The sequence below is a fragment of the Novosphingobium rosa NBRC 15208 genome (genome assembly GCF_001598555.1).
GTDB classification, from domain to species: Bacteria; Pseudomonadota; Alphaproteobacteria; order Sphingomonadales; family Sphingomonadaceae; genus Novosphingobium; species Novosphingobium rosa.
Genome location: NZ_BCZE01000092.1, coordinates 1 through 25,504, shown reverse-complemented (window position 1 = coordinate 25,504; position 25,504 = coordinate 1). Strand labels below are relative to the sequence as shown.

The 25,504-nt window shown below is 65.7% G+C and carries 29 protein-coding genes; 15 read left to right on the top strand and 14 right to left on the bottom strand.

The genetic code is table 11. From position 1 onward, the window contains the following. Nucleotides 1-212: 212 nt before the first annotated feature. A complete protein-coding gene (locus SR3_RS26340; protein WP_068092994.1) occupies nucleotides 213-821 on the bottom strand; it encodes an HNH endonuclease in 609 nt (202 codons plus the stop codon). 148 nt (nucleotides 822-969) lie between these two features. Here SR3_RS26340 and gluQRS point away from each other — a divergent pair, with 148 nt between their 5' ends. From gluQRS to SR3_RS26320, 4 genes are read left to right on the top strand one after another with little or no spacing between them, the layout of a single operon-like run. Next, nucleotides 970-1,824 (top strand): tRNA glutamyl-Q(34) synthetase GluQRS, encoded by an 855-nt coding sequence (gluQRS, locus tag SR3_RS26335; RefSeq protein WP_068092992.1) that lies wholly within the window; start codon nucleotides 970-972, stop codon nucleotides 1,822-1,824. 17 nt (nucleotides 1,825-1,841) lie between these two features. Continuing rightward, on the top strand, nucleotides 1,842-2,078 hold the full coding sequence (locus SR3_RS26330) for an HIG1 domain-containing protein (RefSeq protein WP_068092991.1): 237 nt from the start codon (nucleotides 1,842-1,844) through the stop codon (nucleotides 2,076-2,078). An 11-nt stretch (nucleotides 2,079-2,089) separates the two neighbouring features. Continuing rightward, nucleotides 2,090-2,692, top strand: coding sequence for a cob(I)yrinic acid a,c-diamide adenosyltransferase (locus SR3_RS26325; RefSeq protein ID WP_068092990.1), 603 nt, complete (start codon nucleotides 2,090-2,092; stop codon nucleotides 2,690-2,692). Nucleotides 2,693-2,695: 3 nt separating this feature from the next. Beyond that, complete coding sequence (locus SR3_RS26320) at nucleotides 2,696-3,565, top strand: 3-hydroxyacyl-CoA dehydrogenase NAD-binding domain-containing protein (protein WP_068092988.1); 870 nt, start codon at nucleotides 2,696-2,698, stop codon at nucleotides 3,563-3,565. A 4-nt stretch (nucleotides 3,566-3,569) separates the two neighbouring features. Here SR3_RS26320 and SR3_RS26315 read toward each other — a convergent pair whose 3' ends face one another. Then, nucleotides 3,570-3,815: a hypothetical protein gene (locus SR3_RS26315; RefSeq protein WP_068092985.1), complete on the bottom strand. Its 246-nt coding sequence runs from the start codon at nucleotides 3,813-3,815 to the stop codon at nucleotides 3,570-3,572. A gap of 287 nt (nucleotides 3,816-4,102) precedes the next feature. Continuing rightward, entirely contained in the window at nucleotides 4,103-6,706 is a 2,604-nt protein-coding gene (mutS, locus tag SR3_RS26310; RefSeq protein WP_407668213.1) for a DNA mismatch repair protein MutS, read from the bottom strand. 114 nt (nucleotides 6,707-6,820) lie between these two features. Between mutS and SR3_RS26305 the strand changes: the two genes are divergently transcribed. After that, nucleotides 6,821-9,082, top strand: coding sequence for an NADP-dependent malic enzyme (locus SR3_RS26305; RefSeq protein ID WP_068093000.1), 2,262 nt, complete (start codon nucleotides 6,821-6,823; stop codon nucleotides 9,080-9,082). A 115-nt stretch (nucleotides 9,083-9,197) separates the two neighbouring features. Then, nucleotides 9,198-10,217 (top strand): S66 peptidase family protein, encoded by a 1,020-nt coding sequence (locus SR3_RS26300; RefSeq protein ID WP_245654112.1) that lies wholly within the window; start codon nucleotides 9,198-9,200, stop codon nucleotides 10,215-10,217. Here the strand turns inward: SR3_RS26300 and SR3_RS26295 are convergent. The 6 genes from SR3_RS26295 to dksA all read right to left on the bottom strand — a co-directional run bounded on the left by SR3_RS26295 (nucleotide 10,189) and on the right by dksA (nucleotide 15,670). Further along, complete coding sequence (locus SR3_RS26295) at nucleotides 10,189-11,151, bottom strand: hypothetical protein (RefSeq protein WP_068092980.1); 963 nt, start codon at nucleotides 11,149-11,151, stop codon at nucleotides 10,189-10,191. The two genes, SR3_RS26300 and SR3_RS26295, sit on opposite strands and share 29 nt — an antisense overlap. A 108-nt stretch (nucleotides 11,152-11,259) precedes the next feature. Next, the gene (gene trmB / locus SR3_RS26290) at nucleotides 11,260-11,973 is read right to left on the bottom strand and encodes a tRNA (guanine(46)-N(7))-methyltransferase TrmB (protein WP_068092974.1); all 714 of its coding nucleotides are present in this window, start codon (nucleotides 11,971-11,973) and stop codon (nucleotides 11,260-11,262) included. Between the two features lie 119 nt (nucleotides 11,974-12,092). Continuing rightward, on the bottom strand, nucleotides 12,093-12,788 hold the full coding sequence (gene ctrA, locus SR3_RS26285) for a response regulator transcription factor CtrA (protein WP_068092971.1): 696 nt from the start codon (nucleotides 12,786-12,788) through the stop codon (nucleotides 12,093-12,095). A gap of 179 nt (nucleotides 12,789-12,967) precedes the next feature. Continuing rightward, nucleotides 12,968-14,452 carry an ABC transporter substrate-binding protein gene (locus tag SR3_RS26280; protein WP_068092969.1) on the bottom strand — a complete coding sequence of 495 codons (1,485 nt, stop codon included), beginning with the start codon at nucleotides 14,450-14,452 and terminating at the stop codon, nucleotides 12,968-12,970. 114 nt (nucleotides 14,453-14,566) lie between these two features. After that, entirely contained in the window at nucleotides 14,567-14,959 is a 393-nt protein-coding gene (locus SR3_RS26275) for a PilZ domain-containing protein (RefSeq protein WP_068092967.1), read from the bottom strand. A gap of 252 nt (nucleotides 14,960-15,211) precedes the next feature. After that, nucleotides 15,212-15,670: an RNA polymerase-binding protein DksA gene (gene dksA / locus SR3_RS26270; RefSeq protein WP_068092963.1), complete on the bottom strand. Its 459-nt coding sequence runs from the start codon at nucleotides 15,668-15,670 to the stop codon at nucleotides 15,212-15,214. A gap of 224 nt (nucleotides 15,671-15,894) precedes the next feature. On the opposite strand from dksA, the gene SR3_RS26265 reads away from it, so the two are divergent. Continuing rightward, complete coding sequence (locus SR3_RS26265; protein ID WP_068092961.1) at nucleotides 15,895-16,227, top strand: SEL1-like repeat protein; 333 nt, start codon at nucleotides 15,895-15,897, stop codon at nucleotides 16,225-16,227. Nucleotides 16,228-16,308: 81 nt separating this feature from the next. On the opposite strand, the gene SR3_RS26260 is transcribed toward SR3_RS26265, so the two are convergent. The 4 genes from SR3_RS26260 to SR3_RS26245 all read right to left on the bottom strand — a co-directional run bounded on the left by SR3_RS26260 (nucleotide 16,309) and on the right by SR3_RS26245 (nucleotide 18,957). After that, nucleotides 16,309-17,472 (bottom strand): GNAT family N-acetyltransferase, encoded by a 1,164-nt coding sequence (locus tag SR3_RS26260; RefSeq protein WP_174549199.1) that lies wholly within the window; start codon nucleotides 17,470-17,472, stop codon nucleotides 16,309-16,311. A 65-nt stretch (nucleotides 17,473-17,537) separates the two neighbouring features. Next, on the bottom strand, nucleotides 17,538-18,002 hold the full coding sequence (locus SR3_RS26255; protein WP_068092959.1) for a RidA family protein: 465 nt from the start codon (nucleotides 18,000-18,002) through the stop codon (nucleotides 17,538-17,540). Next, nucleotides 17,995-18,636 carry a hypothetical protein gene (locus SR3_RS26250; protein WP_068092958.1) on the bottom strand — a complete coding sequence of 214 codons (642 nt, stop codon included), beginning with the start codon at nucleotides 18,634-18,636 and terminating at the stop codon, nucleotides 17,995-17,997. The genes SR3_RS26255 and SR3_RS26250 overlap by 8 nt, the downstream gene beginning before the upstream one ends. A 3-nt stretch (nucleotides 18,637-18,639) precedes the next feature. After that, entirely contained in the window at nucleotides 18,640-18,957 is a 318-nt protein-coding gene (locus tag SR3_RS26245; protein WP_068092955.1) for a DUF3572 domain-containing protein, read from the bottom strand. A 65-nt stretch (nucleotides 18,958-19,022) separates the two neighbouring features. On the opposite strand from SR3_RS26245, the gene SR3_RS26240 reads away from it, so the two are divergent. From SR3_RS26240 to spt, 3 genes are all read left to right on the top strand, one after another. Then, complete coding sequence (locus SR3_RS26240; protein WP_068092951.1) at nucleotides 19,023-19,388, top strand: response regulator; 366 nt, start codon at nucleotides 19,023-19,025, stop codon at nucleotides 19,386-19,388. A 97-nt stretch (nucleotides 19,389-19,485) separates the two neighbouring features. Further along, nucleotides 19,486-19,725, top strand: a complete 240-nt coding sequence (locus SR3_RS26235) for an acyl carrier protein (protein ID WP_068092948.1) — start codon at nucleotides 19,486-19,488, stop codon at nucleotides 19,723-19,725. Nucleotides 19,726-19,730: 5 nt separating this feature from the next. Then, nucleotides 19,731-20,930, top strand: coding sequence for a serine palmitoyltransferase (spt, locus tag SR3_RS26230; protein ID WP_068092945.1), 1,200 nt, complete (start codon nucleotides 19,731-19,733; stop codon nucleotides 20,928-20,930). Between the two features lie 75 nt (nucleotides 20,931-21,005). Here the strand turns inward: spt and SR3_RS26225 are convergent, their stop codons facing one another. Continuing rightward, entirely contained in the window at nucleotides 21,006-21,656 is a 651-nt protein-coding gene (locus SR3_RS26225; protein WP_068092944.1) for a YqaA family protein, read from the bottom strand. Nucleotides 21,657-21,863: 207 nt separating this feature from the next. Between SR3_RS26225 and SR3_RS26220 the strand changes: the two genes are divergently transcribed. From SR3_RS26220 to SR3_RS26200, 5 genes are all read left to right on the top strand, one after another. Beyond that, entirely contained in the window at nucleotides 21,864-22,337 is a 474-nt protein-coding gene (locus SR3_RS26220; RefSeq protein WP_068092938.1) for a hypothetical protein, read from the top strand. Further along, nucleotides 22,327-23,664, top strand: a complete 1,338-nt coding sequence (locus SR3_RS26215) for a DNA-packaging protein (protein ID WP_068092935.1) — start codon at nucleotides 22,327-22,329, stop codon at nucleotides 23,662-23,664. The genes SR3_RS26220 and SR3_RS26215 overlap by 11 nt, the downstream gene beginning before the upstream one ends. Nucleotides 23,665-23,689: 25 nt before the next feature. Beyond that, complete coding sequence (locus SR3_RS26210) at nucleotides 23,690-24,874, top strand: phage portal protein (RefSeq protein WP_068092932.1); 1,185 nt, start codon at nucleotides 23,690-23,692, stop codon at nucleotides 24,872-24,874. Then, nucleotides 24,871-25,179, top strand: a complete 309-nt coding sequence (locus tag SR3_RS26205; RefSeq protein WP_068092930.1) for a DUF6127 family protein — start codon at nucleotides 24,871-24,873, stop codon at nucleotides 25,177-25,179. Before SR3_RS26210 ends, SR3_RS26205 begins: the two co-directional genes overlap by 4 nt. Then, a partial coding sequence (locus SR3_RS26200) for an HK97 family phage prohead protease (protein ID WP_068092928.1) occupies nucleotides 25,176-25,504 on the top strand: 329 nt, incomplete at its 3' end. The genes SR3_RS26205 and SR3_RS26200, both read left to right, overlap by 4 nt.

Here is a 25,504-nt window from a genome sequence, read left to right as displayed (position 1 = left end):
CGGGCAGCGGCTCCGAAACGGCGCGCCCCGGCTCTCCACCAGTGCCACGCAAAGCGCCGCAGGCAGGTCACCCTAAGGTTCAAGCACCGCATTGGTGATCTTAAAGCCTGCGGCGCTGCAACCTTAGCTCCATGGCCGAACCCGAAGCACAACGCAGACACTCACGGGAGCGCGAGGGCGATGGCTCTCGCATGTCTCTTTTTTTCCAAAACTTAAGCTTCCAGCTCAACATCCCAATAGAGCCAGTCCCGCCACGTTTCATGCAGATAGTTCGGCGGGAAGGCGCGTCCCCGCTCCTGCAGCTGCCAGCTTGTGGGTCGGATCGGCGGGATCAGCAGCGGCATATGCGCCTGCCTGGGCGTCCGCCCCCCCTTGCGCAGATTACAGGGCGAGCAGGCGGCCACGATATTTTCCCAGCTGGTCCGCCCGCCAAGGCGCCGTGGGTTCACATGATCGAAGGTGAGGTTGTTGGGGCTGCCGCAATATTGGCAGGAGAACCGGTCGCGAAGGAAGACGTTGAACCGGGTGAAGGCAGGAAATTCAGAGGGTTTTACATATTGCCGCAGCGCGATCACGGAGGGCAGCTGCATCTGGAAACTGGGGGAGTGAATTTCGCGCTGGTAATGCGCGATGATGTCCACTCTTTCGAGGAAGACCGCTTTTATTGCGGTCTGCCAAGGCCAGAGGCTTAAAGGGTAGTAGGAAAGCGGTGTGAAATCAGCGTTCAGGACAAGTGCAGGGCAATCGTGCAAATGCCGGGAGGGATCATCCCCCGCGCTGCGGAACCGGGCCGCGCGCTCTATCAGCTCCGCCTTGAGCATGGCCTCTTGTGACAGTTGGTCGTGACGGTTTGACGACAGGTCATGAGGGGAATGAACACCTCCCACGCGCTCAGGTCAAGCCCTTCCCGGGCGTGACAATCGACAGGCGACGGTTGCCAAGCGGCATAATCCACAGGAAGGAGACGGGATGATCCGTACGCGCTTTGCCCCCAGCCCCAACGGCCCGCTGCATCTGGGCCACGCCTATGCGGCGCTTGTGGCGCATGATCTGGCGCATGAGCGCGGCGGGCCATTCATGCTGCGCATCGAGGACATCGACGGCACCCGCAGCCGCGCCGATCTGGCCGAGCAGGCGCTGGAGGATCTGCGCTGGCTGGGGCTGGTCTGGGATGGACCGGTGGTGCGGCAATCGGACCGCCTCGCCACCTATCAGGCGGCGGGTGAAAGGCTGAAGGCGATGGGTCTGCTCTACCCCTGCCAATGCACCCGCGCGCAGATTGCCGCGGCGGCCACTCGGCAGGGGCCGGATGGGTTGGTCTATCCGGGCACCTGTCGGGGGCGTGATATCGGTCCCGAAGGCGCGGCATGGCGGCTGGACATGGCGCGCGCCACCGCTCTGGCCGGGCCGTTGGTGTGGGAGGATGACATCGCCGGGCCTCAGCATGCCCGCCCCGAACTGTTCGGCGATGTCGTGCTGCTGCGGAAAGAGGCCCCTGCCTCCTACCACCTTGCCGCCACGCTGGATGATGCGGCGGATGGCATCACGCTGGTCACGCGCGGGGCCGACCTGTTCATGGCCAGCCACGTCCACCGGCTGTTGCAGGCTCTGCTGGAGCTGCCCGTGCCGCGCTGGCATCACCATGCCCTGCTGGTCGAGCCCGATGGCCGCAAGCTGGCCAAGCGGCGCGACGCCCCCTCTCTGGCCGACCGCCGCCTTGCGGGCGAGGATGGTCCGGCCCTGGCCCGGGCCCTGCGTGAAACCGTCCTGCCCGCTGGCCTTTCGCTGTCCACCGGCGTAGCATCCTACGAACCCCGGCCATAAGGGGAGAGGAGAAGGTCATGCCGAAGTGGTTTCTGGTGCCGATCATCGTCGTGCTGATGGGCTATGTCGTGTTTTCGCTGGTGCGCGGCGTGGTGGCCTTTCTGCAGGCCTCGCGCGATTCCGTGGATCGTGGGGAGTTCGGTGAAGGCCCGACCCCGTCCCAGCTGCGCCAGAATGAGATGATGTTCGCCCGCGTGAAGTATCAGGGGCTGGCCGTGCTGGTGGTGGTGATCCTGCTGGCCGCCAGCCGATAAAGGAGCCCATTTTGGTCAAACTGAACAAGATCTACACCCGCACCGGAGACGATGGCACCACCGGTCTGGTCGATGGCTCGCGCGTGGCCAAGCATAACGCCCGCATGGAAGCCATCGGCGCGGTGGACGAGACCAACAGCGCCATCGGTCTGGCCGTCTGCGCGGTGGTGATGGATCATCACGCCGCCCTGCACCGCATCCAGAACGACCTCTTCGATCTGGGCGCAGATCTGGCTACGCCCAAAAACGATGAGAGCGAGGATTTCACCCCCTCCCCCATGGTACTGCGCATGGTGGCGGGCCAGACCGACTGGCTGGAACGCGCCATGGACGGCCTGAACGAAAACCTTCCGCCCCTCACCAGCTTTATCCTGCCCGGTGGGGATGAAGGTGCCGCAAGGGTTCATGTCGCCCGCGCCGCCGCGCGCCGCGCCGAAAGGGCGATGGTGGCGTTGAGCGCTCAGGCCCCCATCAATCCGCAAGCTCTGGCCTATATCAATCGTTTGTCGGATTTTCTCTTCGTTCTGGCGCGCGCAATCAATGCGCGGGCGCAAGGCGATGTGCTATGGGTGCCCGGTGCCAGCCGGGGCGATGCCGGCGTCAGTCAGGATTGAGCGATGCAGACAATAGCAGTGATCGGTGCCGGGCAGATGGGGCGCGGCATCGCGCAAAGCGCGGCGCAGGCGGGGTATCAGGTGCTGCTGTCAGACACCGCGCTGGATCTGGCGGAAAAGGGCAAGGGCACCGTCGCCAAGGCGCTCGACCGGCTGGTGGCCAAGGAGAAGATCAGCGTGGGCGACGCCGCGGCCATCGTGGACCGTATCATCCCCATCGGCGATCTGGCCAAGCTTTCCGAAGCCGCCTTCGTGATCGAAGCCGCCACCGAGCGTGAAGAGATCAAGCTGAAAATCTTCGAGAATGCCGGGCAGCATCTGGCGCCCGACGCCATCCTCGCCACCAACACCTCCTCCATTTCGATCACGCGCATGGCCAAGGCCTCGCCCGATGCGGCGCGCTTTATCGGGCTGCATTTCTTCAACCCCGTGCCCGTGATGCAGCTGGTGGAGGTCATCCCGGGCCTCGCCACCAGCCCCGAAACCACCGCGCGTGCGAAGGTCCTTGGCGAGGCGATGGGCAAGCAGGTCGTCCTCTCTCAGGACGAGCCCGGCTTCGTGGTGAACCGCATCCTTGTACCGATGCTCAATGAGGCGATCTTCCTGCTGGGCGCCGGAACCGCGAGCATCCCCGATATCGACAAGGGGCTGAAGCTGGGCGCCAACCACCCGATGGGCCCGTTGGAACTGGCGGATTTCATCGGTCTGGACACCGTGCTGGCGATCATGGACGTCTACCTCAAGGGCACCGGCGACACCAAATACCGCCCCGCGCCCCTGCTGGTGAAATATGTCGAGGCCGGCTGGCTGGGCCGCAAGACCGGGCGCGGGTTTTACGATTATTCCGGCGAGGTGCCCGTCCCCACGCGCTGAGGTTTCAGGGGTTAGCGCTGCTGGAACTGTCCGGCAGCGCCCACGGCGAGGCCTGCGTGCTGGCGGCTTCCGGCGCATCCTGATGCAGGATCTGCCGCGCGATGGAGGCGGCCTGATCATCATCCTGCGCGTTCTTTTCACCCTGCTTCGGAATGAAGAAATAGGCCGAGGCCAGGATGCTTAGCGCCCAGAACAGAGCCTTCCAGCGGCTGGCGAACACCTTGGTCAGTTTGGGGCCGGGGATGAACATCGGGTTTGAGGTTTAGGCTGGAAGGATTAAAAAAAGGAACAGGCAGGGGACCATCGCCCCCTGCACCCCCGTTACGTCTCCCGACACTGACGTTGTGTAAGACGAGGGGTAGCGCCCCGGCGCCAACCAAAGCGCCGCAGGCAGTTATCTTGAGAGCACAGTCTCCACCTTTCCTGCCTGCGGCGCCTTAGCTCGCGCAGGTGGAGAGGCTGGGCGCAACGATAGGGAACCACTGCCCTCTCGCCGGAAGACGTTATGGGAGCGCGAGGGTGTAACACCCTCGCATCTTACTTTTCCTCTTTTCCCAACCTCTTCAACTCATACAAGATATCCAGAGCATCCCGAGGCGACAAAGCGTCCACATCCAGCCCATCGAGCCTGTCGCGCAACGCATCAACGGCTTCGGGTTCTGGCTCGGCCATCATGGAAAACAGCGGCAGATCGCCCAGCCCTGCCGCGATCCCGCCCGTCTGCTGGCGGGCTTTTTCCAGCTTGGCCAGCACCGCCTTGGCGCGCGACACCACCGGCGCCGGAACGCCCGCCAGACGCGCCACGGCCAGCCCGTAGGAGCTTTCCGCCGGGCCGCCTGTCACCTCATGCAGCAGCACCAGATCGCCTTTCCACTCCCGCGCGCGGACGTGGTGGAGGGTCAGCGCCTCGCAGCTTTCCGCCAGACGCGCCAGCTCGTGGTAATGCGTGGCGAAGAGGCAGCGGCAGCGGTTGGCGCCATGCACCGCCTCGGCCACAGCCCATGCCAACGCGAGGCCGTCATAGGTGGAGGTGCCGCGCCCCACTTCGTCGAGGATCACGAAGCTGGCAGGGGTGGCCTGCTGCAGAATCGCAGCGGTTTCCACCATCTCGACCATGAAGGTGGAGCGGCCACGGGCAAGGTTGTCCGAGGCGCCGACGCGGCTGAACAAGCGGTCGACAAGGCCGATGCGGGCGCGCTGGGCGGGCACATAGCCGCCCGATTGCGCCAGCAGCACGATCAGCGCATTCTGGCGCAGGAAGGTCGATTTACCGCCCATGTTCGGGCCGCCGACAAGCCAGAGCCGGTCGCGCGGGGAGAGCGCGCAATCGTTGGCGACGAAGCGCTCGCCCTTGGCCTTCAGCGCGGTTTCCACCACCGGGTGGCGGCCACCTTCAATCTCCAGCATGGTGTCGGCGGTGATGGTGGGGCGGCACCAGCCATCCTCGGCGGCGCGGGTGGCTTGCGAACCGGCCACGTCCAGTCGGGCCAGCGCCATGGCGGTGCCCGCAATGGCGTTGCGGGCCGCAACGGCGGCGGCGATCAGTTCCTCGAAATGGGCTTCCTCGGCCACCAGCGCATGGCCGCCCGCCTCGGCGATGCGGCTGGCTTCCTCGTGCAGGGCCAGGGCGTTGAAGCGCATCGCACCCGCCATGGTCTGGCGGTGGGTGAAGGGCGAGTCCGGCGCCATCAGCGCATCGGCGCGACCGGCAGGCACCTCGATGAAATAGCCCAGCACGCCATTGTGCTTGATCTTCAGCGCGGCGATGCCGGTTTCGTCGCGATATTTGGCCTCCAGCGCGGCGATGGCGGCGCGGCCATCGCGCGAGATGCTGCGCAGTTGGTCCAGGCTGGCATCATAGCCCGGCGCGATATAGCCGCCCTGCCCGCGCTCGGTGGGCGGGGTGGCGATCAGCGCGCGGGAGAGCAGATCCACCAGCGCGCCATGGCCCACCAGTTGCGGCAACAGCGCATCGGCCAGAGCGGGGCGGAAGGTCTGCCCACCCAGATGCTCGGCCAGTTGCGCCGCGCCCGAGAGGCCATCGCGCAACTGCCCCAGATCGCGCGGGGAGCCACGCCCGGCCACCACGCGGCCCAGCGCGCGGCCCACGTCCGGCAGGGCGCGCAGGATGCGGCGCAGATCCTCGCGCAGCAGCGCGTCCTCCACCAGCCAGCCGACCAGATCGAGGCGGGCCTCGATCTCCCCCGCGTCGGTCAGCGGCGCGGAGAGGTCTTCGGCCAGCAGGCGAGCACCCGCGCCGGTCACGCAGCGGTCCACCGCCTCGACAAGACTGCCCTTGCGGCCTCCCTGCGCCGAGGAGAGGATTTCCAGACTGGCGCGCGTCGCCTCGTCCATCGCCAGATGCGCCTCGCCCACGCGGGCGACAGGAGGCAGCAGCAACGGCAGCTTGCCGCGCCCGACGTGGTCGAGATAGGCGATCAGCCCGCAGGCCGCCGACAGCATCGCGCGCGTAAACTGGCCGAAGCCGTCAAGCGTCGCCACGCCGTGGACACCGCACAGGCGCTGTTCGCCGCCATCGCTGGAGAACTCATGCGGTTCGCGCAGGATGGTTTCGAACGGGGCCAGCGCCCAGCCGCTGGGCGCCACCAACTCGCTCGCGCCCAGCCGGGCCAGCGCCGCGCCCATGCGGTCCACACCGCATTCCTCCAGTTCCATCCGCCCGGTGGAAATGTCGCAGGCGGCGATGCCGATCACGCCGCGCACCTCGCAGACGGCGGCCAGCACATTGGCGCGGCGCGGCTCCAGCAGGGCTTCCTCGGTCAGCGTGCCAGCGGTGACGAAGCGCACGATGTCGCGCATCACCAGCGCCTTGGAACCGCCGCGCTTTTTCGCCTGTTCGGGCGTTTCCACCTGCTCGGCGATGGCCACGCGGCAGCCGCCCTTGATGAGGCGCGCCAGATAGCCTTCCGCCGCATGCACCGGCACGCCGCACATCGGGATCGGCGCGCCATCATGCGCGCCGCGCGTGGTCAATGCGATATCGAGGATCTGCGATGCCAGTTTGGCATCGTCGAAGAACAGCTCGAAAAAATCGCCCATGCGGTAGAAGAGCAGGGAATCACCCGCCTGTGCCTTCAGGGTGAGATATTGGGCCATCATGGGGGTGGGTGCGTCGGTCATCGGCGCAACGGTTAGCGCGTGAATCGCAATCGGCAAATACCAGTCATCCACGCTTTCCCCTATCGGATGGCGGCCATCTTGGTTAGGGCTGAGCGGGACAGAGGAGAAGAATTGGTGTCCGACGAAAGCAATGTCCGTTTCACCGAGCGCGAGGCGCTGTTCTACCACAGCACCGGCCGCGCGGGCAAAATCGAGATCATCGCCTCCAAGCCCATGGCCACCCAGCGTGACCTGAGCCTGGCCTATTCCCCGGGCGTGGCTGTGCCTGTAGAGGCCATCGCTTCTGATGCCTCTTGCGCATACGATTACACGGCCAAGGGCAACCTGGTGGCGGTGATCTCCAACGGCACCGCCATCCTGGGTCTGGGCAATCTGGGCGCACTGGCCTCCAAGCCGGTGATGGAAGGAAAATCTGTTCTTTTCAAGCGCTTCGCTGACGTTGATTCGATCGATATCGAGCTGGACAGCGAAGATCCCGATGCGCTGATCGAGGCCATCGCCATGATGGAGCCCAGCTTCGGCGGCATCAACCTTGAGGACATCAAGGCTCCCGAATGCTTCGTGATCGAACAGACCCTGCGCGAACGCATGAACATCCCGGTGATGCATGACGACCAGCACGGCACCGCGATCATCGCCGCCGCCGGCATCATCAACGCCTGCCTGCTCACCAACCGCAAGCTGTCGGACATCAAGGTGGTGGTGAATGGCGCGGGCGCCTCGGCGCTGGCCTGCACCGCGCTGATCAAATCGCTGGGCGTGCCGCATGACAATGTGACCGTCTGCGACCGCAGCGGCGTGATCTATCGCGGCCGCGACCGCCTCGACCAGTGGAAAAGCGCGCATGCCGTGGACACCCCGCACCGCACGCTGGAAGAGGCGCTGGTGGGCGCTGACGTGTTCCTGGGCCTGTCGGCCAAGGGCGCGCTGCCCAAGGCCTATCTGATGACCATGGCCGCCGAGCCGATCATCTTCGCCATGGCCAACCCCGATCCCGAGATCACCCCGCCCGAGGCCAAGGAAGCCCGCCCCGACGCCATCGTCGCCACGGGCCGTTCGGACTATCCGAACCAGGTCAACAATGTGCTGGGCTTCCCCTTCATCTTCCGCGGCGCGCTCGATGTGCGGGCCACCGCGATCAATGAGGAGATGAAGGTCGCCGCCGCCCATGCCATCGCCGAGCTGGCGCGCATGCAGGTGCCCGAGGAGGTGGCCGCCGCCTATGGCAAGAACCACAGCTTCGGCCGCGAATACATCATCCCCGCCCCCTTCGATCCGCGCCTGATGGAGGTGGTGCCCGCCGCCGTCGCCAAGGCCGCGATGGACAGCGGCGTGGCCCAGAAGCCGATCGAGGATTTCGACGCCTATCGCCTGCAGCTGAAATCGCGCCTGAACCCCACGACCTCGGTGCTGACTCAGGTCTATGCGCAGGTGAAGGAGCATCCCAAGCGGGTGATCTTCGCCGAGGCCGAGGATGAGGTGATCCTGCGCGCCGCGATCCAGTTCCGCGATTTCGGCTATGGCACCCCGGTGCTGGTGGGCCGCACCGACATCGTGAAGGACAAGCTCAAGGAGCTGGGCGTGGGCCATCCCGACGCCTACGAGATCCACAACGCCGCCGATTCGCCGCATGTCGAGGCGATGGGCTCGCTGCTCTACGACCGCCTGCAACGCCGCGGCTATCTGGAGCGCGATGTGAAGCGCATGGTCAACCATGACCGCAACGCCTTTGCCGCCGCGCTGCTCAAGCTGGGCGTGGGCGATGCCATGGTGACCGGCATCACCCGCCCCTATGCCCAGACCATGCGCGATGTGCGCCATGTGCTGGATGCGGCGCCCGGTCGCCTGCCCTTCGGCATCCATGTGCTGGTGGCCAAGAACACCACCGTCTTCCTGGCCGACACCACCTGCCATGAGCGCCCCACCGCCGAGGAACTGGCGGTGATCGCCAAGGAAACCGCCGGTTTTGCCCGTCGCCTTGGCCATGAGCCGCGCGTGGCCTTCGTTTCCTACTCCACCTTCGGCAATCCGACCGGCAAGTGGCTGGAGCCGATTCGCGGCGCGATCAGCATCCTCGATCAGGAGAAGCAGAGCTTCGAATATGAGGGCGAGATGGCGCCGGATGCCGCGCTCAACCCTTCGGTGATGAAGCGCTATCCCTTCAGCCGCCTGACCGCGCCGGCCAATGTGCTGATCTTCCCGGGTCTGCAATCGGCCAACATCGCGGCCAAGCTGCTCAAGGAGCTGGGCGGCAATGCCACCATCGGCCCGGTGCTGCTGGGCATGGAAAAGCCGGTGCAGATCGTGCCGATGACCGCCATCGCGCCCGATGTGCTGACGCTGGCCCTGCTGGCCGCCTCGGACGTGGTGGGCTGATCGGCTCTATGCGGGGGGTTGCCTTCCCCCGCATGGCTCTTGCAGAAAACCCCGCCGTACCCTCTTGGGGCGGCGGGGTTTTTGCGTTTATGGTCTGCCCATGATGGACAGGCGCATGATCCTCAAAGGCATAGGCTCTTCCATGGGTGGCGCGATGGCTGCTCTGGCCTTCCCGCAAACCGCATGGCCGCAGACGGCCCTGCCCCCGCGTCTGAAGCAGGGCGATACGGTGGGCCTGATCGCGCCCGCCAGCTCCGACGACCAGCCCGCGCATCTGGAGGCCGCTCAGGAAACGGTGCGCGGCATGGGCCTGGTGCCGAAGGTAGGCCGCCATGCGTCTGACATCTGGGGCTATTTTTCGGGCACCGACAAGGACCGCGCCGATGACATCCACGCCATGTTCGCGGATGACAGCGTGCGCGCCATCTTCGCCATTCGCGGCGGCTGGGGCAGCGCAAGGCTGCTGCCCCTGCTCGACTGGGATCTGATCCGCGCCCATCCCAAGCTGCTGGTGGGCTCCAGCGATGTGACGGCGCTGCATCTGGCGATTGCGGCCAGGACCGGTTTCGCCTCGATCCACGGACCCAATGTCAGCAACCGCTGGGAGGCCATCAGCTGGAACAGCCTGTGGCAGCTGGCCTTCACCGGCGAGACGCCGCTGCTGGGCGCGGTCTCGCCCGAGGATACCGCTCAGGACCGCTGGCGCATCACCACCATCCATCCCGGCAAGGCGCGCGGGCGGCTGCTGGGCGGCAATCTTTCGGTGCTGACATCGCTGGTCGGCACGCCCTGGCTGCCCGATTTCACCGGCGCGATCCTCTTCATCGAGGATGTGGGCGAGGCCGAATACCGCATCGACCGCATGATGAGCCAGCTGGCGCTCTCCGGCCTGCTGGGCAAGCTTTCGGGCGTGATCTTCGGGCAATGCATGCGCTGCAGCGCCAATGTGCCCGATTACGCGGGCTTCACCGTGCCCGATGTGTTGGGGCAATATCTCAAGCCGCTGGGGGTACCGGCTTTTTCGGGCGCCAACATCGGCCATATCGCCAACCAGCTGAGCCTGCCCGTCGGCGCCCATGTGGAGATGGACGCCGATGCGGGCACGATCAGGGTGTTGCAGAGGATTGTGAGCTAGCTTTTTTGGCGGCCTCGTCCCGGTAACGCTGCAGCTGTTCCTGCTGCTCGGCGACAGGCGGGACTCTCAGCGCCTGACGCACCGCATCGGAGATCACGCCGCGGTTGTAAGGATCCTGCGTGGCCGCAGGACCATCCACTTGCAGGAATTGCGTGCCCAGAACCTGTGGCTGGCCGATGCTTTGAAGATAGCGGTCCAGCGTGGCCCCCGCGATCCAGATCGCCGAAGGCATGCCTCTGGACACGGCCAACATCGCCAGCAGATGCGCCTTGAGGAAATCCTCCGGCTTGCTGCCATGCTGGAAGACGAAAGCCGCGCCATTGTAATCCTCGGCGCTGCTCAGCTGGCCGGAATCGAGCAGTTCCTGCGTGCGCCTGTAACGCTTCTGATCCGCCAGCCATACCGCGCGCCCTTCCATCTTGCCCGCCAGATACTGGGTGCGGTCATCCTGATCGGCCTTGAAGATCGCCGTCATCTCGGGATTGGTCTTGCGGACCAACGTCAGCGCATAACGGCGCTTGCTGTCCCACGGCCCAAGCGCTGACGGATGCGGCTGGCTCCGCGCGAGGTGAAAAGGCTCCCCGCTGGTGCCGAGCCCCTTATAGGACATATCGATATGGCTGGCATCCACCCGGTGCAGATGCAGCACATCGGGCGTCGCCCCGGGGCGCGGATCATCGAAGGTGGCTTCGAGATCGCCATTCACACTGCGAATCTCGCGCGCCCTCCGGCTGACCGTCGGCCCGCTCACATCGGAAAAACTGTCGCCATCGGAGTCGAATGTGTTCGGCCTGATCCATGTCACGCTCCCCCCATCGGGCGCGGCGGCGATCTCCAGCCGGAAGATCGTGGCGCCACCGACATCCAGATCCCAGCTTCCTGTCAGATCGGGAGCCGGAGCGGCAGCGAGCAGAAAAGGCAGCAGCGCAAGCATAATGCGATGCTGCCTTTTCCTATGCTTGAAGACAATCGCTTTTGCCTTCGCAAGGTTGGCAAAACATCTCGAAGCCCGGGTTGAGAACAGGCTTCGAACCCATGTTGCTTATTTACGCCGGAAGCGGAAGTACCACACCTCATGACCCTGCGCGCGGGCCTTGGCTTCATAGCGCGTTTCGGGCCAGCCGGCGGGGCGGTTCTGGAAATGGGCGGGTTCGGTGGCCAGCCATTCGAACTTGTCGGTGTGGCGGCGCATCACCATCAGCGCGTGGCGCAGATAGATCGGGTGATCGGTGCCGAAGCGGAACTCGCCGCCCGGCTTCAGCTTGGCGGCGAACATCTCGACCGGGCCATCGTTCATCATGCGGCGCTTGGCGTGGCGCGCCTTGGGCCAGGGATCGGGATGGAGCAGATAGAGGAAAGACAGCGCCTCATCGGGCACGCGGCGCAGCACCTCCAGCGCGTCGCCGTGATGGACGCGCGCATTGGGGATCGGCGGATGAGCGCCATTGTCCCCGCTCAGATGCGTCAGCGCCTGCGCCACGCCGTTCAGAAACGGCTCGCAGCCGATAAAGCCGTGGTTGGGCAGCATGTCGGCGCGGCCCGCCATATGCTCGCCGCCGCCGAAGCCGATCTCGAAATGGAGCGGGCGGTCCTCGCCGAACAGGCGCTCCGCCGTCACCGGGCCCTCTTCGGGCACGGCGATCTGCGGCAGCAGCGTATCGACCAGCCCCTGCTGGCCCTGACGCAGGGGCTTGCCCTTGGCGCGGCCATAGAGGCGGTTGAGCGTGGTGGGATCGCCGGGTTTGTTCGCAGTCATGGCCGCGCCCGATGGCAGGAGAAGGCGCAAGGGTCAAGATTCGCGCTCACCCGTGCCTGAAAAGCAAACGGCCCGCCGGGTGGGCGGGCCGTTCCTGTCCTGTCGGGGGGCGTCAGGCCTTAAGCGGCTTCGGCAGCCTCATCCGGGTCACGCAGCACATAGCCGCGGCCCCAGACCGTCTCGATGTAATTGTCGCCGCCGCAGGCATGCGCCAGCTTCTTGCGCAGCTTGCAGATGAAGACGTCGATGATCTTCAGTTCGGGCTCATCCATGCCACCATAGAGGTGGTTGAGGAACATTTCCTTGGTGAGCGTGGTGCCCTTGCGGAGCGAGAGCAGCTCCAGCATGGCATATTCCTTGCCCGTCAGGTGAACGCGGGCGCTGTCCACTTCCACCGTCTTGGCGTCGAGGTTGACGCAGAGCTTGCCGGTGCGGATGACCGACTGCGAATGGCCCTTCGAACGGCGCACCACGGCATGGATGCGGGCGATCAGCTCTTCGCGGTGGAAGGGCTTGGTCACGTAATCGTCGGCGCCGAAACCGAAGGAGCGAACCTTCGAGTCCATCTCGGAAATGCCCGAGAGGATCAGCACCGGGGTCTGCACCTTGGCGACCCGCAGCTTCTTCAGCACGTCATAGCCGTGCATGTCGGGCAGGTTGAGATCCAGCAGAATGATGTCGTAATCATAGAGCTTGCCGAGATCCAGGCCTTCCTCGCCCAGATCGGTCGAGTAGACGTTGAAGCCCTCAGTCGTCAGCATCAATTCAATCGCGCGGGCCGTGGTAGGCTCGTCTTCGATCAACAAAACACGCATGGGTTACCCCCCTTGGCCCGACAAATCAGGCACAGCCTGCACGCATCGCAGGATCGCCTGAATTAACCATAGGACCAATGAACGTGAAAGGTTAATTTTCGGTAAAATGCGCCGAATTGAGCGGGTTTCGGGTGCAAATTAGGGTAAATTTCCTAGGTCAAAAACCGTGGAAAGCTGCTTTACCGGCTGCGAATCGCCATCGGCGGCAAGGAATGGAGCCCCCAGCGGTTGAGCGCGAAGCCCAGCGAATCGCCTGCAACAAGCGACCATCTTACAGGAGCGCCCAAAGGCAGGAAGAGATTTTCCCCCAACATCGCGCCTTCGGCCTGCGCAAACAGCCCCCGCGCCGCATTGGCATCGGGCGCATCCAGCGCCTGAGCCGTCAGCGCATCGGCGGCGGGGCTGCAGGCCTGGGGCCGCAAGGCGCAGCCGAAGCGTTGCAGGAACCAGCCGGGGGTGGGTTCGCCATTGACCTCATCGATCAGGCGCAGGTCGGCGGGGGCTTTGTGATCGACCCGCTGGACCTCCACCCCGATGGTGGCGAAATCGGCGCGCAGCCTTGCCGCCAACGCATCGGCCCCCGGCCCCACAGGCAGCGCCACCCGCAGCCGCGCAGGACCACCGCTGACCTTGACCCATTGCGCCACGCGCTGCGCGGCCAGCGTGCGGCGGGCGGGCAAATCCATGTCGGCCCAGCGCTCGATCACCAGACCGGTGTCGGCGGCGCTACCCGGCGCGATCAGCCGCGTGGTGTTCTGCCAGTTCGGCACGCCGATCTGCGCCGTCATGGCCGGGCGGTCGATGGCCATGGACAGCGCCTCACGCAGTGCCGCGCTGGAGAGCAGGCCTTCCTCATTCTCCACGGCAAGGCCGAAGAGGCCGACCACCGGGTCCAGCCGCAGGGTCGTCTTGCCCAGCAACGTGCGCCCGCCCGAGGGCAGATCGGCGAAGCTGCCGCCCAGCACCATCTCCAGCCTGCCCGCATTGAAGGCGGCAATCGCCTGAGCCGCCGGCATCACCGACATGCGCAAGGGATGAGCAACCCGGGCCCAGTCCTCCAATGGCGGCAAGGCGCGCTTTTCGGGCGGCACGGGGCTCAGCACGGCGCTGATGCCGTCCTGCTTGAGCACCATCGGCCCGGCCAGACGCTGGCGCGGCGGCAGGGCCATCTCCGGCAGCGCCAGCAGCGGCAGGAATTGCGGCATGGGGCGGCTGAGGCGGATCTCGATCACGCGCCCGGTCATGGCGCGGATATCCTCGACGGCGGCGAAGTCGGGGGCCTCAGGCGTGCCCTTCAGGGCGGCAATGGCGTTGCGCAGGCCCTGGCGCACCGATTCGGCGCTCATCTGACCATCGGCCCAGGCCGCGCCGCGCAGACGGAAGATGTAGCTCTGGCCATCGTCGGCGACGATCCAGCGCTCGGCCAGACCCGGCACCACCTTGCCCTCGGCATCGAAGGAGACCAGCCCCTCGCCCAAGCTGGCGGAGAGCAGATGGCCCGCAAGGCTGTTGCGCTGGGCAGGAAGCCATGGCGCGCCGGGCTCGCCGATCACCGCGATGCGGGTGGCCGATTCGCTTTTGCGATGGCAGCCGCTCATCCCGCCCGCAGCAAGGGCGAGCAGAGCCAGGGCACCGGAGACAGCAGGGCGGCGGGAGAAAGCCATCGCTTTTCGTTAGAGCATCACGCGAAAAAGTGGGAACCGGTTTTTCGCAAAAGTGAAGCGACCACAAAAATCAAGCGTTGGGAAGCAGCGGTGCAATGCGCTGCTGTATCCCTCTCAAATCTTGCGCAGTCGGCCCGGATCGCTTTGCAGCAGCTGGCTCAGCACCGGAGTTGGCTTGCGGGCCTGAAAATCGGCGGGCAGATCGCTGCTGGTGGCGGCGCCGCGCGCGCCCAGCGGATCAATCTCCTGCTCGAAAGCGATGCCGAAGCGAGTCTCCTGCACCCAGGCCACCGTGCCCGCGACCCAGCCGATGTTGCGCACCTCGACCGAGACGCTCATCCCGCGCGAGACACGCAGCGTGCCCTCGGCCATCAGCCCGCCGGGCGACAGGTTGCGCACCTTGACCTTATGCTCGCGATCCTGCCCGGCCACGCGAAGGCCAGCCAGAACGAACAGGCTGTCGCGGGAAATATGGCGCTGGTCGGTGGTTTTTTCGGTCTCGGTCATCACTCGTCACGCTTGCTGGATTCTAACATTGGCGGCAGGCCCCGAAGGTGCTCTCCCGCTGCGATGCAATGTAAAGCGGCGGGGCCAACAAAGTGTTAACAAAACCTTCCTCCCGGCGCCAATTGCGGGCCGTGCCAGCTTGGGACAGCTTTCCGAAAGGCCGTAAACGCCCCCGCCCCAAACAAAAACCGGCCCCCGCGCAGGCGGAAGCCGGTTTTGGTCAAGACAAGCGAATCGCCTGCCCCGTCTTAATCAGTCGTCGCGCGAAATCTTTTCGCGGCGTTCGTGGGCCTGCTGCGCCTCGACCGTCATGGTGGCGATGGGGCGGGCAATCAGGCGGCCCAGACCGATCGGCTCACCGGTCACCTCGCAGAAGCCATACTCGCCTTCCTCGATGCGGCGCAGGGCCGAGTCGATCTTGGCGATCAGCTTGCGCTGGCGATCCCGCGTGCGCAGCTCGATGCCCCAGTCGGTTTCGGAAGAGGCGCGGTCATTGAGGTCGGGTTCGCGCAGCGGCCCTTCCTGAAGCTGTGAGAGCGTATCGGCAGAAGCATTGAGAATCAGCTTCTTCCACTGGGCCAGCAGGCGCCGGAAGTAATCCAGCTGCAGTTCGCTCATGTAGGTTTCGTCTTCGCTGGGGACATAATCCCCGGCAAGGGAACGCCTTGCTTTCACGAGAACGTCGATATCGTCGCCCAAAGCAGTCGCCATTCAAATCCTCCGCACCAACACCGAGGCCCATCCCGATTGGCGGGCCTATAAAGTTCCGCGCAGTTACGCACAAGCGCCAATGCTGTGACTTTACGGTATTTACCCCCCTTGATCCCCGGAAATGCGCGCCCAGAGCCAAGAATTAACCTTTTGTTATCCATGATCAGCGACTCTCCCCCTCATGAGATCGCACAGTCACAGGTTCATAACGGGGGTTAACGGTCATGAGTGCATATTGGATTAAAGGGTCAAACGAAACATTCAGCGCGCATACGGCGGAAGGCGATATCGTGATCGCCACCTGCATCGCGGCGGCGTCACAAGGGGATGTGAATGCGCTGTTCGATCTGGGCGTCGCTTTTTCGACCGGCAGCCATGGGGTCGGCTGCGATCTGATCGAAGCGCATAAGTGGTTTAACCTTGCCGCATCGCGCGGACATGAAGCGGCGCAGCAGTGCCGCGCCGATATCGCCGACGAAATGAGCGCGCGCGATATTGCAGAGGCTCAGCGCCGCGCCCGCGCCTGGCTGGCCGACAACGCCCGCCGCGCCGCGTAAGTTAAGAACCAGACATTCCGAGCATGGCGGAGGATATGGGGCGCCAACGATAAGGCCCCGCCACGTTAAGGGATGCTGTTCTTACCCTTCCCGCCGAAACGGCGTTCTTTCATCCAGAACCAGCTGGTCCGCCGCGACGCCTTCGCGTTCGGCCCGCAGAAAGCCTTCCACCGCCGCGCGAAAGCCGGGGTGAGGAATGTAATGCGCCGAGGTGGTCCGCACCGGCTCATAGCCGCGCGCCAGCTTGTGCCCGCCCTGCGCGCCCGCCTCGACTCGCGACAGGCCCAGCGCGATGGCCGCATCGATGGCCTGATAGTAACACAGCTCGAAATGCAGGAAGGGCTTGTCGATCACGGCGCCCCAATAGCGGCCATAGAGGCAATCCGCGCCAATGAAGTTGAGCGCGCCCGCCACCGGTTGGTCATCGATAAAGGCCAGCACCAGCAGGATCTTGTCCGCCATGGTTTCGCCCAGCAGGGTGAAGGCCTCGCGCGTGAGATAGGGGCGGCCCCATTTGCGGCTGCCGGTGTCCTGATAGAAGTGCCAGAAGGCATCCCAATGTTCAGGAAGGATTTGCGCGCCGGTCAGTTGGCGGATCTCGACGCCCTCTTGCGCGGCGATGCGTTCCTTGCGCAGATTCTTGCGCTTCATCGAGGAGAGCGCGCCGAGGAAACCGGCGAAATCGCTGTAGCCGCGATTCTCCCAATGGAATTGCAGATCATGGCGGATCAGCCAGCCTGCTTCCTCGAAGATCGGCACCTGGGCGGGCTCGATAAAGGTGGCATGCACGCTCGAGAGATCGACCTGCTTGCACAGCGCTTCGGCCGCGCGCAGCAGGGGCAGCGCCAAAGCGGGATCGCGCGTCAGGATGCGCGGGCCGGTCGCCGGGGTGAAGGGCACGGCGATCTGCAGCTTGGGATAGTAATCGCCCCCGGCCCGCTGCCAGGCATCGGCCCAGGCATGGTCGAAGACATATTCGCCCTGGCTGTGCGACTTGATGTAAGCGGGCAGAGCGCCGGTCAGGCGGCCCTCCTCATCCTCGATCAGGATCGGCGCAGCCTGCCAGCCGGTGGCGCCGCCCTCGCCCAGATGATCGACGCTGCCTGATTCTTCCATCGCGGCGAGAAAGGCGTGGGAGGTGAAGGGGTTGGCGCCGTCAGTCAGCGCATCCCACTCATCGGCGGGCAGATCCGCGATTCCGGTGGCGATACGGGCGGACAGTTGATCGGGGGGCGTCTTTGTCACGCCGCCCTTATCGCACAAGCGAAACAGGCGCGCCACCCATCGGGGCAGCGCGCCTGATGGAAGCGTCAGGGGCGGATAGCCACGATGGCGTCCACTTCCACCGCCGCGCCCAGCGGCAGCACGGGCACGCCCACGGCGCTGCGGGCATGCTTGCCGGCGTCACCGAAGACCGCAACCATCAGCTCGCTCACGCCATTGGCGATCTGCGGCTGGGCGGTGAAATCGCCGGTCGAGTTGATGAAGGCGCCCAGCTTGACGATGCGCTCCACCTTGTCGAGCGAGCCCAGAGCGGCCTTCAACTGCGCCAGAATCATCAGGCCGCAAGCCTTGGCGGCGGCAGTGCCGTCTTCCACGCTGACATCCTCGCCCAGACGGCCCTTGACCAGCGCGCCATCGATAAAGGGCAACTGGCCCGAGACATGGGCGAGGCCACCAGCCACCACCACCGGCACATAGGCGGCGACAGGGGCGGCGGCGGCGGGCAAGGTCAGGCCCAGTTCGGCCAGTTTCGCTTCGATGGTGTCAGTCATGGTTGTCTCCGTGGAGTTGGGCCTTCAGCCAGGGCAGAGCGCCCGCCCAGTCGTCGATCCGGGCATGGGCGTGGCCTGCCTGAAAGGCGCAGGTGATATGGGGGGCCATCTCGGGCTCGCCGCAAAGATGCAGGCGGGTGACCTGAGGGGTGAGTTCGAAGGCCGAGCCATGGTGCTGGGCGATGTCGTCGATGAACACCGCGCGGCTGGGGGCATATTCATCGAGGATCGCGCGGATCGCCGGACCCTTGGGGCCCTGATTGGTGAAGACCTTCAGCGGCAGGCCATGCTCGGCCAGTTGCAGGGTGCGCGCCTCGTTGCGATGATGCTCAAGGTTGGTGAGGCAGACCACATCGGCATGCCCGGCCAGTTCGGTCAGCGATTCGACGGCGCCCGCAATGGGGTTCTGGCGGGCCATCTCGGTGTCGAAGAAGGCGCCCAGCAGCTGCCACATTTCGGCCTGACCCACCGGTTCGCCATTGCGGCTCATCGATTTGGAGAAGTCATTGCCGCTCATGGTGAAGGCGACGCCATGCTCTTCCGCCAGCCAGCTGCGGAAAGGCGACACCATATGCAGGATCACTTCATCGCAATCGGTGATGACCAGAGGGCGGTTGGCGGGGCGGTTGGCCATGGCTCAGGCTCCCCAGTCGGCGGCGTTGCCCGCGTGGTTCAGCTTGGCATGGGCATCGGCCAGCACATCGGGCGCCACATCCAGCGCTTCGGCGCAGGCCAGCAGATCGGGTTCATAAGCCATCAGAAAATCCATCAAAGCGGTGAGCACTTCGCGGCGCGAGGCCTGCCCTGCCCCCAGCCGCTCGCGCAGTTCATCGGGGGTGATGCCGGTCAGCGCGATCAGCCTTTCGGCGCGATCCTCGTCGCCCAGCACCCAGCCCAGAGCGGAAAGGGCCAGCGCCTCGGGGTCAGCGGGCTGTGGAAGAGAATCGCGAAGAATTGTCAGCGCCTTTCACAATGCCTAGGAGTGGGCCCAGGAGGGGCTCGCCCCAGCTGAGAGAACCCATGGCAAAGCGCATTCTGGTTGTCGAGGACAACGATCTCAACCGCAAGCTGTTCTGCGACGTGCTGCGCTCGCAGGGCTATGGCGTGGAGCCGGTGGCCGACGGGCTGGAGGCGCTGGACCGCGCCCGCGATTTCGTGCCCAACCTCATCATCATGGACATCCAGATGCCCAATGTTTCCGGGCTGGACCTGATCGAAGCGGCCAAGCGCGATCCCGTGCTGCGGGCGATTCCCGTGCTGGCCGTCACCGCTTACGCCGGCAAGGGCGACGAGGACCGCATCCGCGACGCCGGCGCCGAAGGCTATCTGGCCAAACCCGTTTCCATCGGCCCCTTCATGGCCGCAGTGCGGGCGCTGGTTGAATAGGATTCGCCGCCGCCCTGCCCCCAACGCCCCAATTGTGCCGCATTCTTGCCCCCTAGGGCGATGCTGAAATTCCCTTCCCATACCGGAGCCCTACCCCATGGACCGCGCCGCCACCGCCGAGAAGATCGCCGCGCTGATCGCCCCCTTCAACAAGAAGGAGATCGCCGTCACCGATGCCACCACCTTTGCCGGCGACCTCGAATTCGACAGCCTGACCGTGATGGATTTCGTCGCCGCCATCGAGGATGAGTTCGACATCATCATCTCGATGAACCAGCAGGCCGAAATCGAAACCTACGGCCAGCTGGTGGACGCCGTGGTCAAGCTGCAGGGTTGATTCCGATGACCGACCTGTTCTCCAAATTCGACCCGCTGATCCAGATGCGGACCGACCTGCTCTCCACCGGCGTGACCGATCCCTTCGGTCTGGTGATGGAGAAGGTGATCTCGCCCACCGTTGCCATCTGCAACGGGCGCGAGACGATCCTGCTGGGCACCTACAATTACATGGGCATGACCTTCGACGCGGATGTGATCGCGGCGGGCAAGCAGGCCTTCGACCTCTACGGCAGCGGCACCACCGGCAGCCGCGTGCTCAACGGCACCTATTCCCCTCACCGCGACGTGGAAGAGGCGCTGAAGGAATTCTATGGCATGGATCATGCCATGGTGTTCTCCACCGGCTATCAGGCCAATCTGGGCATCATCAGCACCATCGCCGGCAAGGGCGACTACATCGTGCTGGACATCGACAGCCACGCCTCGATCTGGGACGGCTGCAAGATGGGCGATGCCGAGGTCGTGCCCTTCAAGCACAATGACATCGAGGCGATGGAAAAGCGCCTGCGCCGCATCCCCGAGGGCGCGGGCAAGCTGGTGATCCTTGAAGGCGTCTATTCGATGCTGGGCGATATTGCTCCGCTGAAGGAGATGATCGCCGTCGCCAAGAAGTATGGCGCGATGGTGCTGGTGGACGAGGCCCACTCGATGGGCTTTATCGGCCCCAACGGGCGCGGCGTGGCCGAGGAGCAGGGCTGCCTCGACGATGTCGATTTCATCATCGGCACGTTCAGCAAGTCGGTCGGCACGGTGGGCGGCTTCTGCGTCTCGAACCATCCCAAGTTCGAGATCATGCGTCTGGTGTGCCGCCCCTATGTGTTCACCGCGAGCCTGCCGCCCAGCGTGGTGGCCACCGCGGCGACCAGCGTGCGCAAGCTGATGCATGCCGCCGACAAGCGCGCGCATCTCTGGGAAAACAGCCGCACCCTGCACAAGGGCCTGCGCGATGCCGGTTTCCAGCTGGGCACGCAGGAGCCGCAGAGCGCCATCATCAGCGTCATCATGCCCGATCTGGAGCGTGGTGCGGGCATGTGGGAAGCGCTGCTGCATGAGGGGCTCTACGTGAACCTGGCCCGTCCGCCGGCAACGCCTGCGGGGATGACGCTGCTGCGCTGCTCGCTCTGCGCGCTGCACAGCGCCGAGCAGGTGCAGACCATCATCGGCATGTTCGAGCGTGCGGGCCAGAAGGCCGGTATTCTCTAAGGTTTGATCCGCTGAACAGCGAAAGGCCCGGCGCTCCATCTGGAACGCCGGGCCTTTTTCGTTAGGCCTGCCGGTTCAGGCCGATTGGGTGATGCTGCTCATCGTGGCGTTGGAGCAAGGGTCCGCCGCCGTGCTCTTGTGGCTGCCCAGCATCGCGGCGGCGACAAAACCGCCCACCACCAGCAGCAGGAAACCGGCAACGGCCAGCCCCAGATACTTGTCGATCCACGCCTTGATCGGCGCGCCGAACAGGCGAAACAGGATGCCCACGATCAGAAAGCTGATCGAGCGCGAGATCAGGCTGGCCAGCACGAACTTGCCGATCGGCATGCCGACAAAACCGGCGGTGATGGTGATCAGCTTGAAGGGAATCGGCGTCGCGCCCTTCAGGATGATCGCCAGGAAGCCGGTGTCACCGCGCAGCTTGCAGGCGGCATAGGGGAAGCTGTTCGTCAGATGCAGCGCGGAGAGCAGCTGCTCACCGATGCTGGCGAACAGGAAATGGCCGATGGTGTAACCCAGCAAGCCGCCCGCCACCGAGGCCAGCGTGGTGATGATGGCGAAACGCACCGCCTTTTTCGGCTGCGAGAGGCACATCACCCCCAGCACGGCATGGGGCGGCACGGGGAAAAAGCTGGCCTCCACGAAGGCGAACAGCGCCAGCCACCACTCGGCGCGGCGGTCGGCGGCCTTGGCCATGGTCCAGGCGTAAAGTCGGCGCAGCATCGGGTATCCTTGGCAAGAAGGCGCGGCGGGATCGCCAGCCGATCCGCTGCTTAAGGCCCGGCCCGGCAATGGGCAAGCGCGATCAATGAACCCATATGGTTCTTTTCGATTGACATCGCCGCCTTCAATCGGTACATAAGGAGAACATCGCGATCAACGAGTCTCCCCGGGCTTCGATCGCTCCACCCTTGTCTTCAGGAAACCAAGATGGCGCGAAGCTCTTCGCCCGGCGGCAGCTCTGCCGCGCGGCCCCGTTCGCTCGGCGTCTGGAGCCGGGCCTTTCTCGCGGCGCTCGCCGAAAGCTGCAATGTGGCGCAGGCTGCGAGGCTGGCGGGCATCACCACCACGCTGGCCTATGACACGCGCCGCAACAACGCCGGTTTCGCCCGCAAATGGCAGGCCGCGCTCTGCGAAGGTTACGACAATCTGGAGCTGGAGCTGCTCCACCGCCTGCGCAGCGGCGAGGTCAAGCCCGATGCCGCCAGCAAGACCAAGCCGCGCAGCTTCGACAATGCCAACGCCCTGCGCCTGTTGGCCGCGCACCGCGAGGCCGCCGCCCGCCAGCGCGCCATCCGCGACAATGACGATGCCGCCGCCGTGCTGGAAGGCCTGAACACCAAACTGGAACGCATGCGCGAGCGCGTTCTGGCCGCGAAAAAGGGGGAGCCCGATGGAGACTGACGCTCCCAACACGGACCGGCGCCTCGACTGGCTCCTCAACCTGCCCGCCAAGGAAAGGCTGGCACAGCTCTCCCGCCTCAGCCCCGAGGAGCTGGGCGCCATGGCCTATGACTGGCCGCTCTGGGCCCGCGCCAACCAGCTGCCCCCCAAGGGCGACTGGCGTCTGTGGCTGGTGATGGCCGGGCGCGGCTTCGGCAAGACGCGGATGGGCAGCGAATGGGTGCGCATGGTGGCGCAGGGCGATTCCATGGCCCGCATCGCGCTGGTCGCCGCCTCGCTGGGCGAGGCGCGCAGCGTGATGGTCGAGGGCGAGAGCGGCATTCTTGCCTGCTCTCCCCCGCGCCGCCGTCCGCGTTTCGAACCCTCGTTGCGCCGTCTGGTCTGGCCCAATGGCGCGGTGGCCACGCTCTATTCCGCCGCCGAACCCGACAGTCTGCGCGGCCCGCAGCACAGCCATGCCTGGTGCGACGAGATCGCCAAATGGGATAATTCTGCCTCTCGCGCGGAACTCGCCTGGGACAATATGCTGATGGGCCTGCGCCTGGGCGAAAGCCCTCAGACCATGGCCACCACCACCCCGCGCGCGGTGCCGCTGCTCAATCGCCTGCTCAAGGATGAGGATGCCATCATCACGCGCGGACGCACGAAAGACAACCGCGCCAACCTGCCCGAACGCTTTATCCGCGAGACCCGCGCCAGCCTCGGCTCGGTGCTGCTGGCGCGCCAGGAACTGGATGGCGAAATGCTGCTCGATCACGCCGGCGCCCTGTGGACCCGCGCCCTGATCGAAAGCTGCCGCGAAGCCGTCCCCGCCGCGCCCCCTGCGCGGATGGTGGTGGGCGTCGACCCACCCGCCTCGGCGGAGGGCGACGCTTGCGGCATCGTGGTGGTGGCGCTGGGTCAGGACGGCATCGCCCGCGTGCTGGCCGATGCCAGCGTCACCCGCCCCAGCCCCGAGCGCTGGGCTCGCGCCGTGGCCGAAACCGCCGCGCTGTGGAACGCCGACCGCGTGGTGGCCGAGGCCAATCAGGGCGGCGCCATGGTGGAAAGCGTGCTGCGCGCCGCCAGCATCGCCCTGCCCCTGCGGCTGGTGCATGCCACGCGCGGCAAAAGCGCCCGCGCCGAGCCCATCGCCGCGCTCTATGAGGCGGGCCGGGTGCGTCATTGCGGCCAATTCGCCGCGCTGGAGGATGAACTCTGCGGCCTCATCACCGGGGGCGCTTATCAGGGTCCGGGCCGCTCGCCCGACCGGGCCGATGCCGCTGTCTGGGCGCTGACCGAACTGATGCTGGGCACCTCGCCCGGACCGCGTGTGCGCGATCTCTAAAGCCCTTTCCCGAAAGGCGAAATCTATGAAATTGCTGCAATCCCTTGCCGCCGCCTTCAAGGGCGGAGGGCCCCGCGTGCCGCTCGCCCGCCCCTATGGCTCTCCGTGGAACTGGGGCGACATCGGCGCCAACCGCCTGCCCTATGACTACCGCCGCGCGGTGGCCTGCGCCTATCTCGACAACCCGGTCGCCCATCGCGCGGTGCGGCTGGTGGCCGATGGCATCGGCGGGGCGCCGCTCTGTCTCACCGATCCGGCGCTGGTCGCGCTGGTCACGGCCACCAGCGCGGGGCAGCCGCTGCTGGAGACGCTGGCCAGCCAGATGCTGCTGCATGGCAACGCCTATGTGCAGGTGCTGAAGGATGCCAACGGCTGGCCGGTGGAGCTGTTCGCCTTGCGTCCGGAACGCGTGACGCTTGTCCCCGGCGCCAATGGCTGGCCCACCGGCATCACCTATCGTCTGGGCGAGCAACTGCTCAACATCCCCATGGAGGATGCCGACGCCTCGCCCAACATCATCCATATCCGCGACTATCACCCCGCCGACGATCATTACGGCACCGGCTGCCTCTCCGCCGCCGATCAGGCCGTGGCAACGCATAATGCCGCCGCCGCATGGAACCGCTCGCTGCTGGAGAATGCGGCGCGGCCTTCCGGAGCGCTGGTCTATGATGTCGCCAATGGCGGGGGCCTCTCCACCGACCAGTTCGACCGGCTGCGCGATGAACTCAACCGGGCTTTCGCCGGGGGCGGCCATGCCGGGCGTCCGCTGCTGCTGGAGGGCGGGCTGAAATGGCAGTCGCTCTCGATGAGCCCGGCGGATATGGATTTTGCTTCGCTGAAAGCGGCGGCGGCACGGGATATCGCGCTGGCCTTCGGGGTGCCGCCGATGCTGCTCGGCCTGCCCGGCGATTCGACCTACAACAACTATAAGGAGGCCAACAAGGCGCTGTGGCGGCTGACCTTGCTGCCCCTGGCGGCGCGGCTGTTCGCGGCTTTGGGCGAAGGCTTGCAGGGCTGGTTCCCCGAAGCGCGTCTGGCCGTGGATGTGGACCGCGTGCCCGCTCTGGCCGAGGACCGGCAGGCGCTGTGGACTCAGGTGAATGGCGCCAGCTTCCTGTCCGATGCGGAAAAGCGCGTGCTGCTGGGCCTGCCCGAGGATCTGGCCGCAACCCCGCCCTGCGCTGCGCCCGAGGAGGTGCAGCCATGAGCCGCGAAGATATGCTCGCGCGCCTGATGGCGCAGGATCGCGCCTCGGGCGGGGATCTGGTGACCTTGCGCGCCATCGTGGAGGAAGCCAGCGAACTCGGCGCCGAAAGGATGCTCTACCGCATGGGGCTGAGCGATGCGGGCGCCAGCGAGGATCTCTCCGAACTGCGTGACTTGCTGCAGGCATGGCGCGATGCCAAGGCCAGCGCCTGGCGGGCGGTCATCGACTGGACGGTCCGCGCGCTGATGGCGCTGCTGCTGATCGGCATCGCCGTGCGCTCTGGCGCGCTGGCGCCATGGCGATGAGCGCGGCTCCCCCTGAATCGCGGCTGCGCTTCGCCGGCTATGCCGCCCTCTTCGACAAGCGCGACGCCGGGCGTGACACCATCCACCCCGGCGCCTTCGCCCGCACGCTGGCCAGCCGCAGCGCGCCTCTGCCGCTCTATTGGCAGCACAACCCGGCCCAGCGCATCGGCTGGATCGAGCAGGCGGGCGAGGACGAGCGCGGCCTGCGCATCCTCGCCAGCATCGACAACCCCGCAGGCGGGGCCGCCGCCGCGCTGAAGGCGGGCCGGGTGAACGGCCTCTCCTTCGGCTACCGCGCCCGCCGCTTCACCCGCGATGCGGCGGG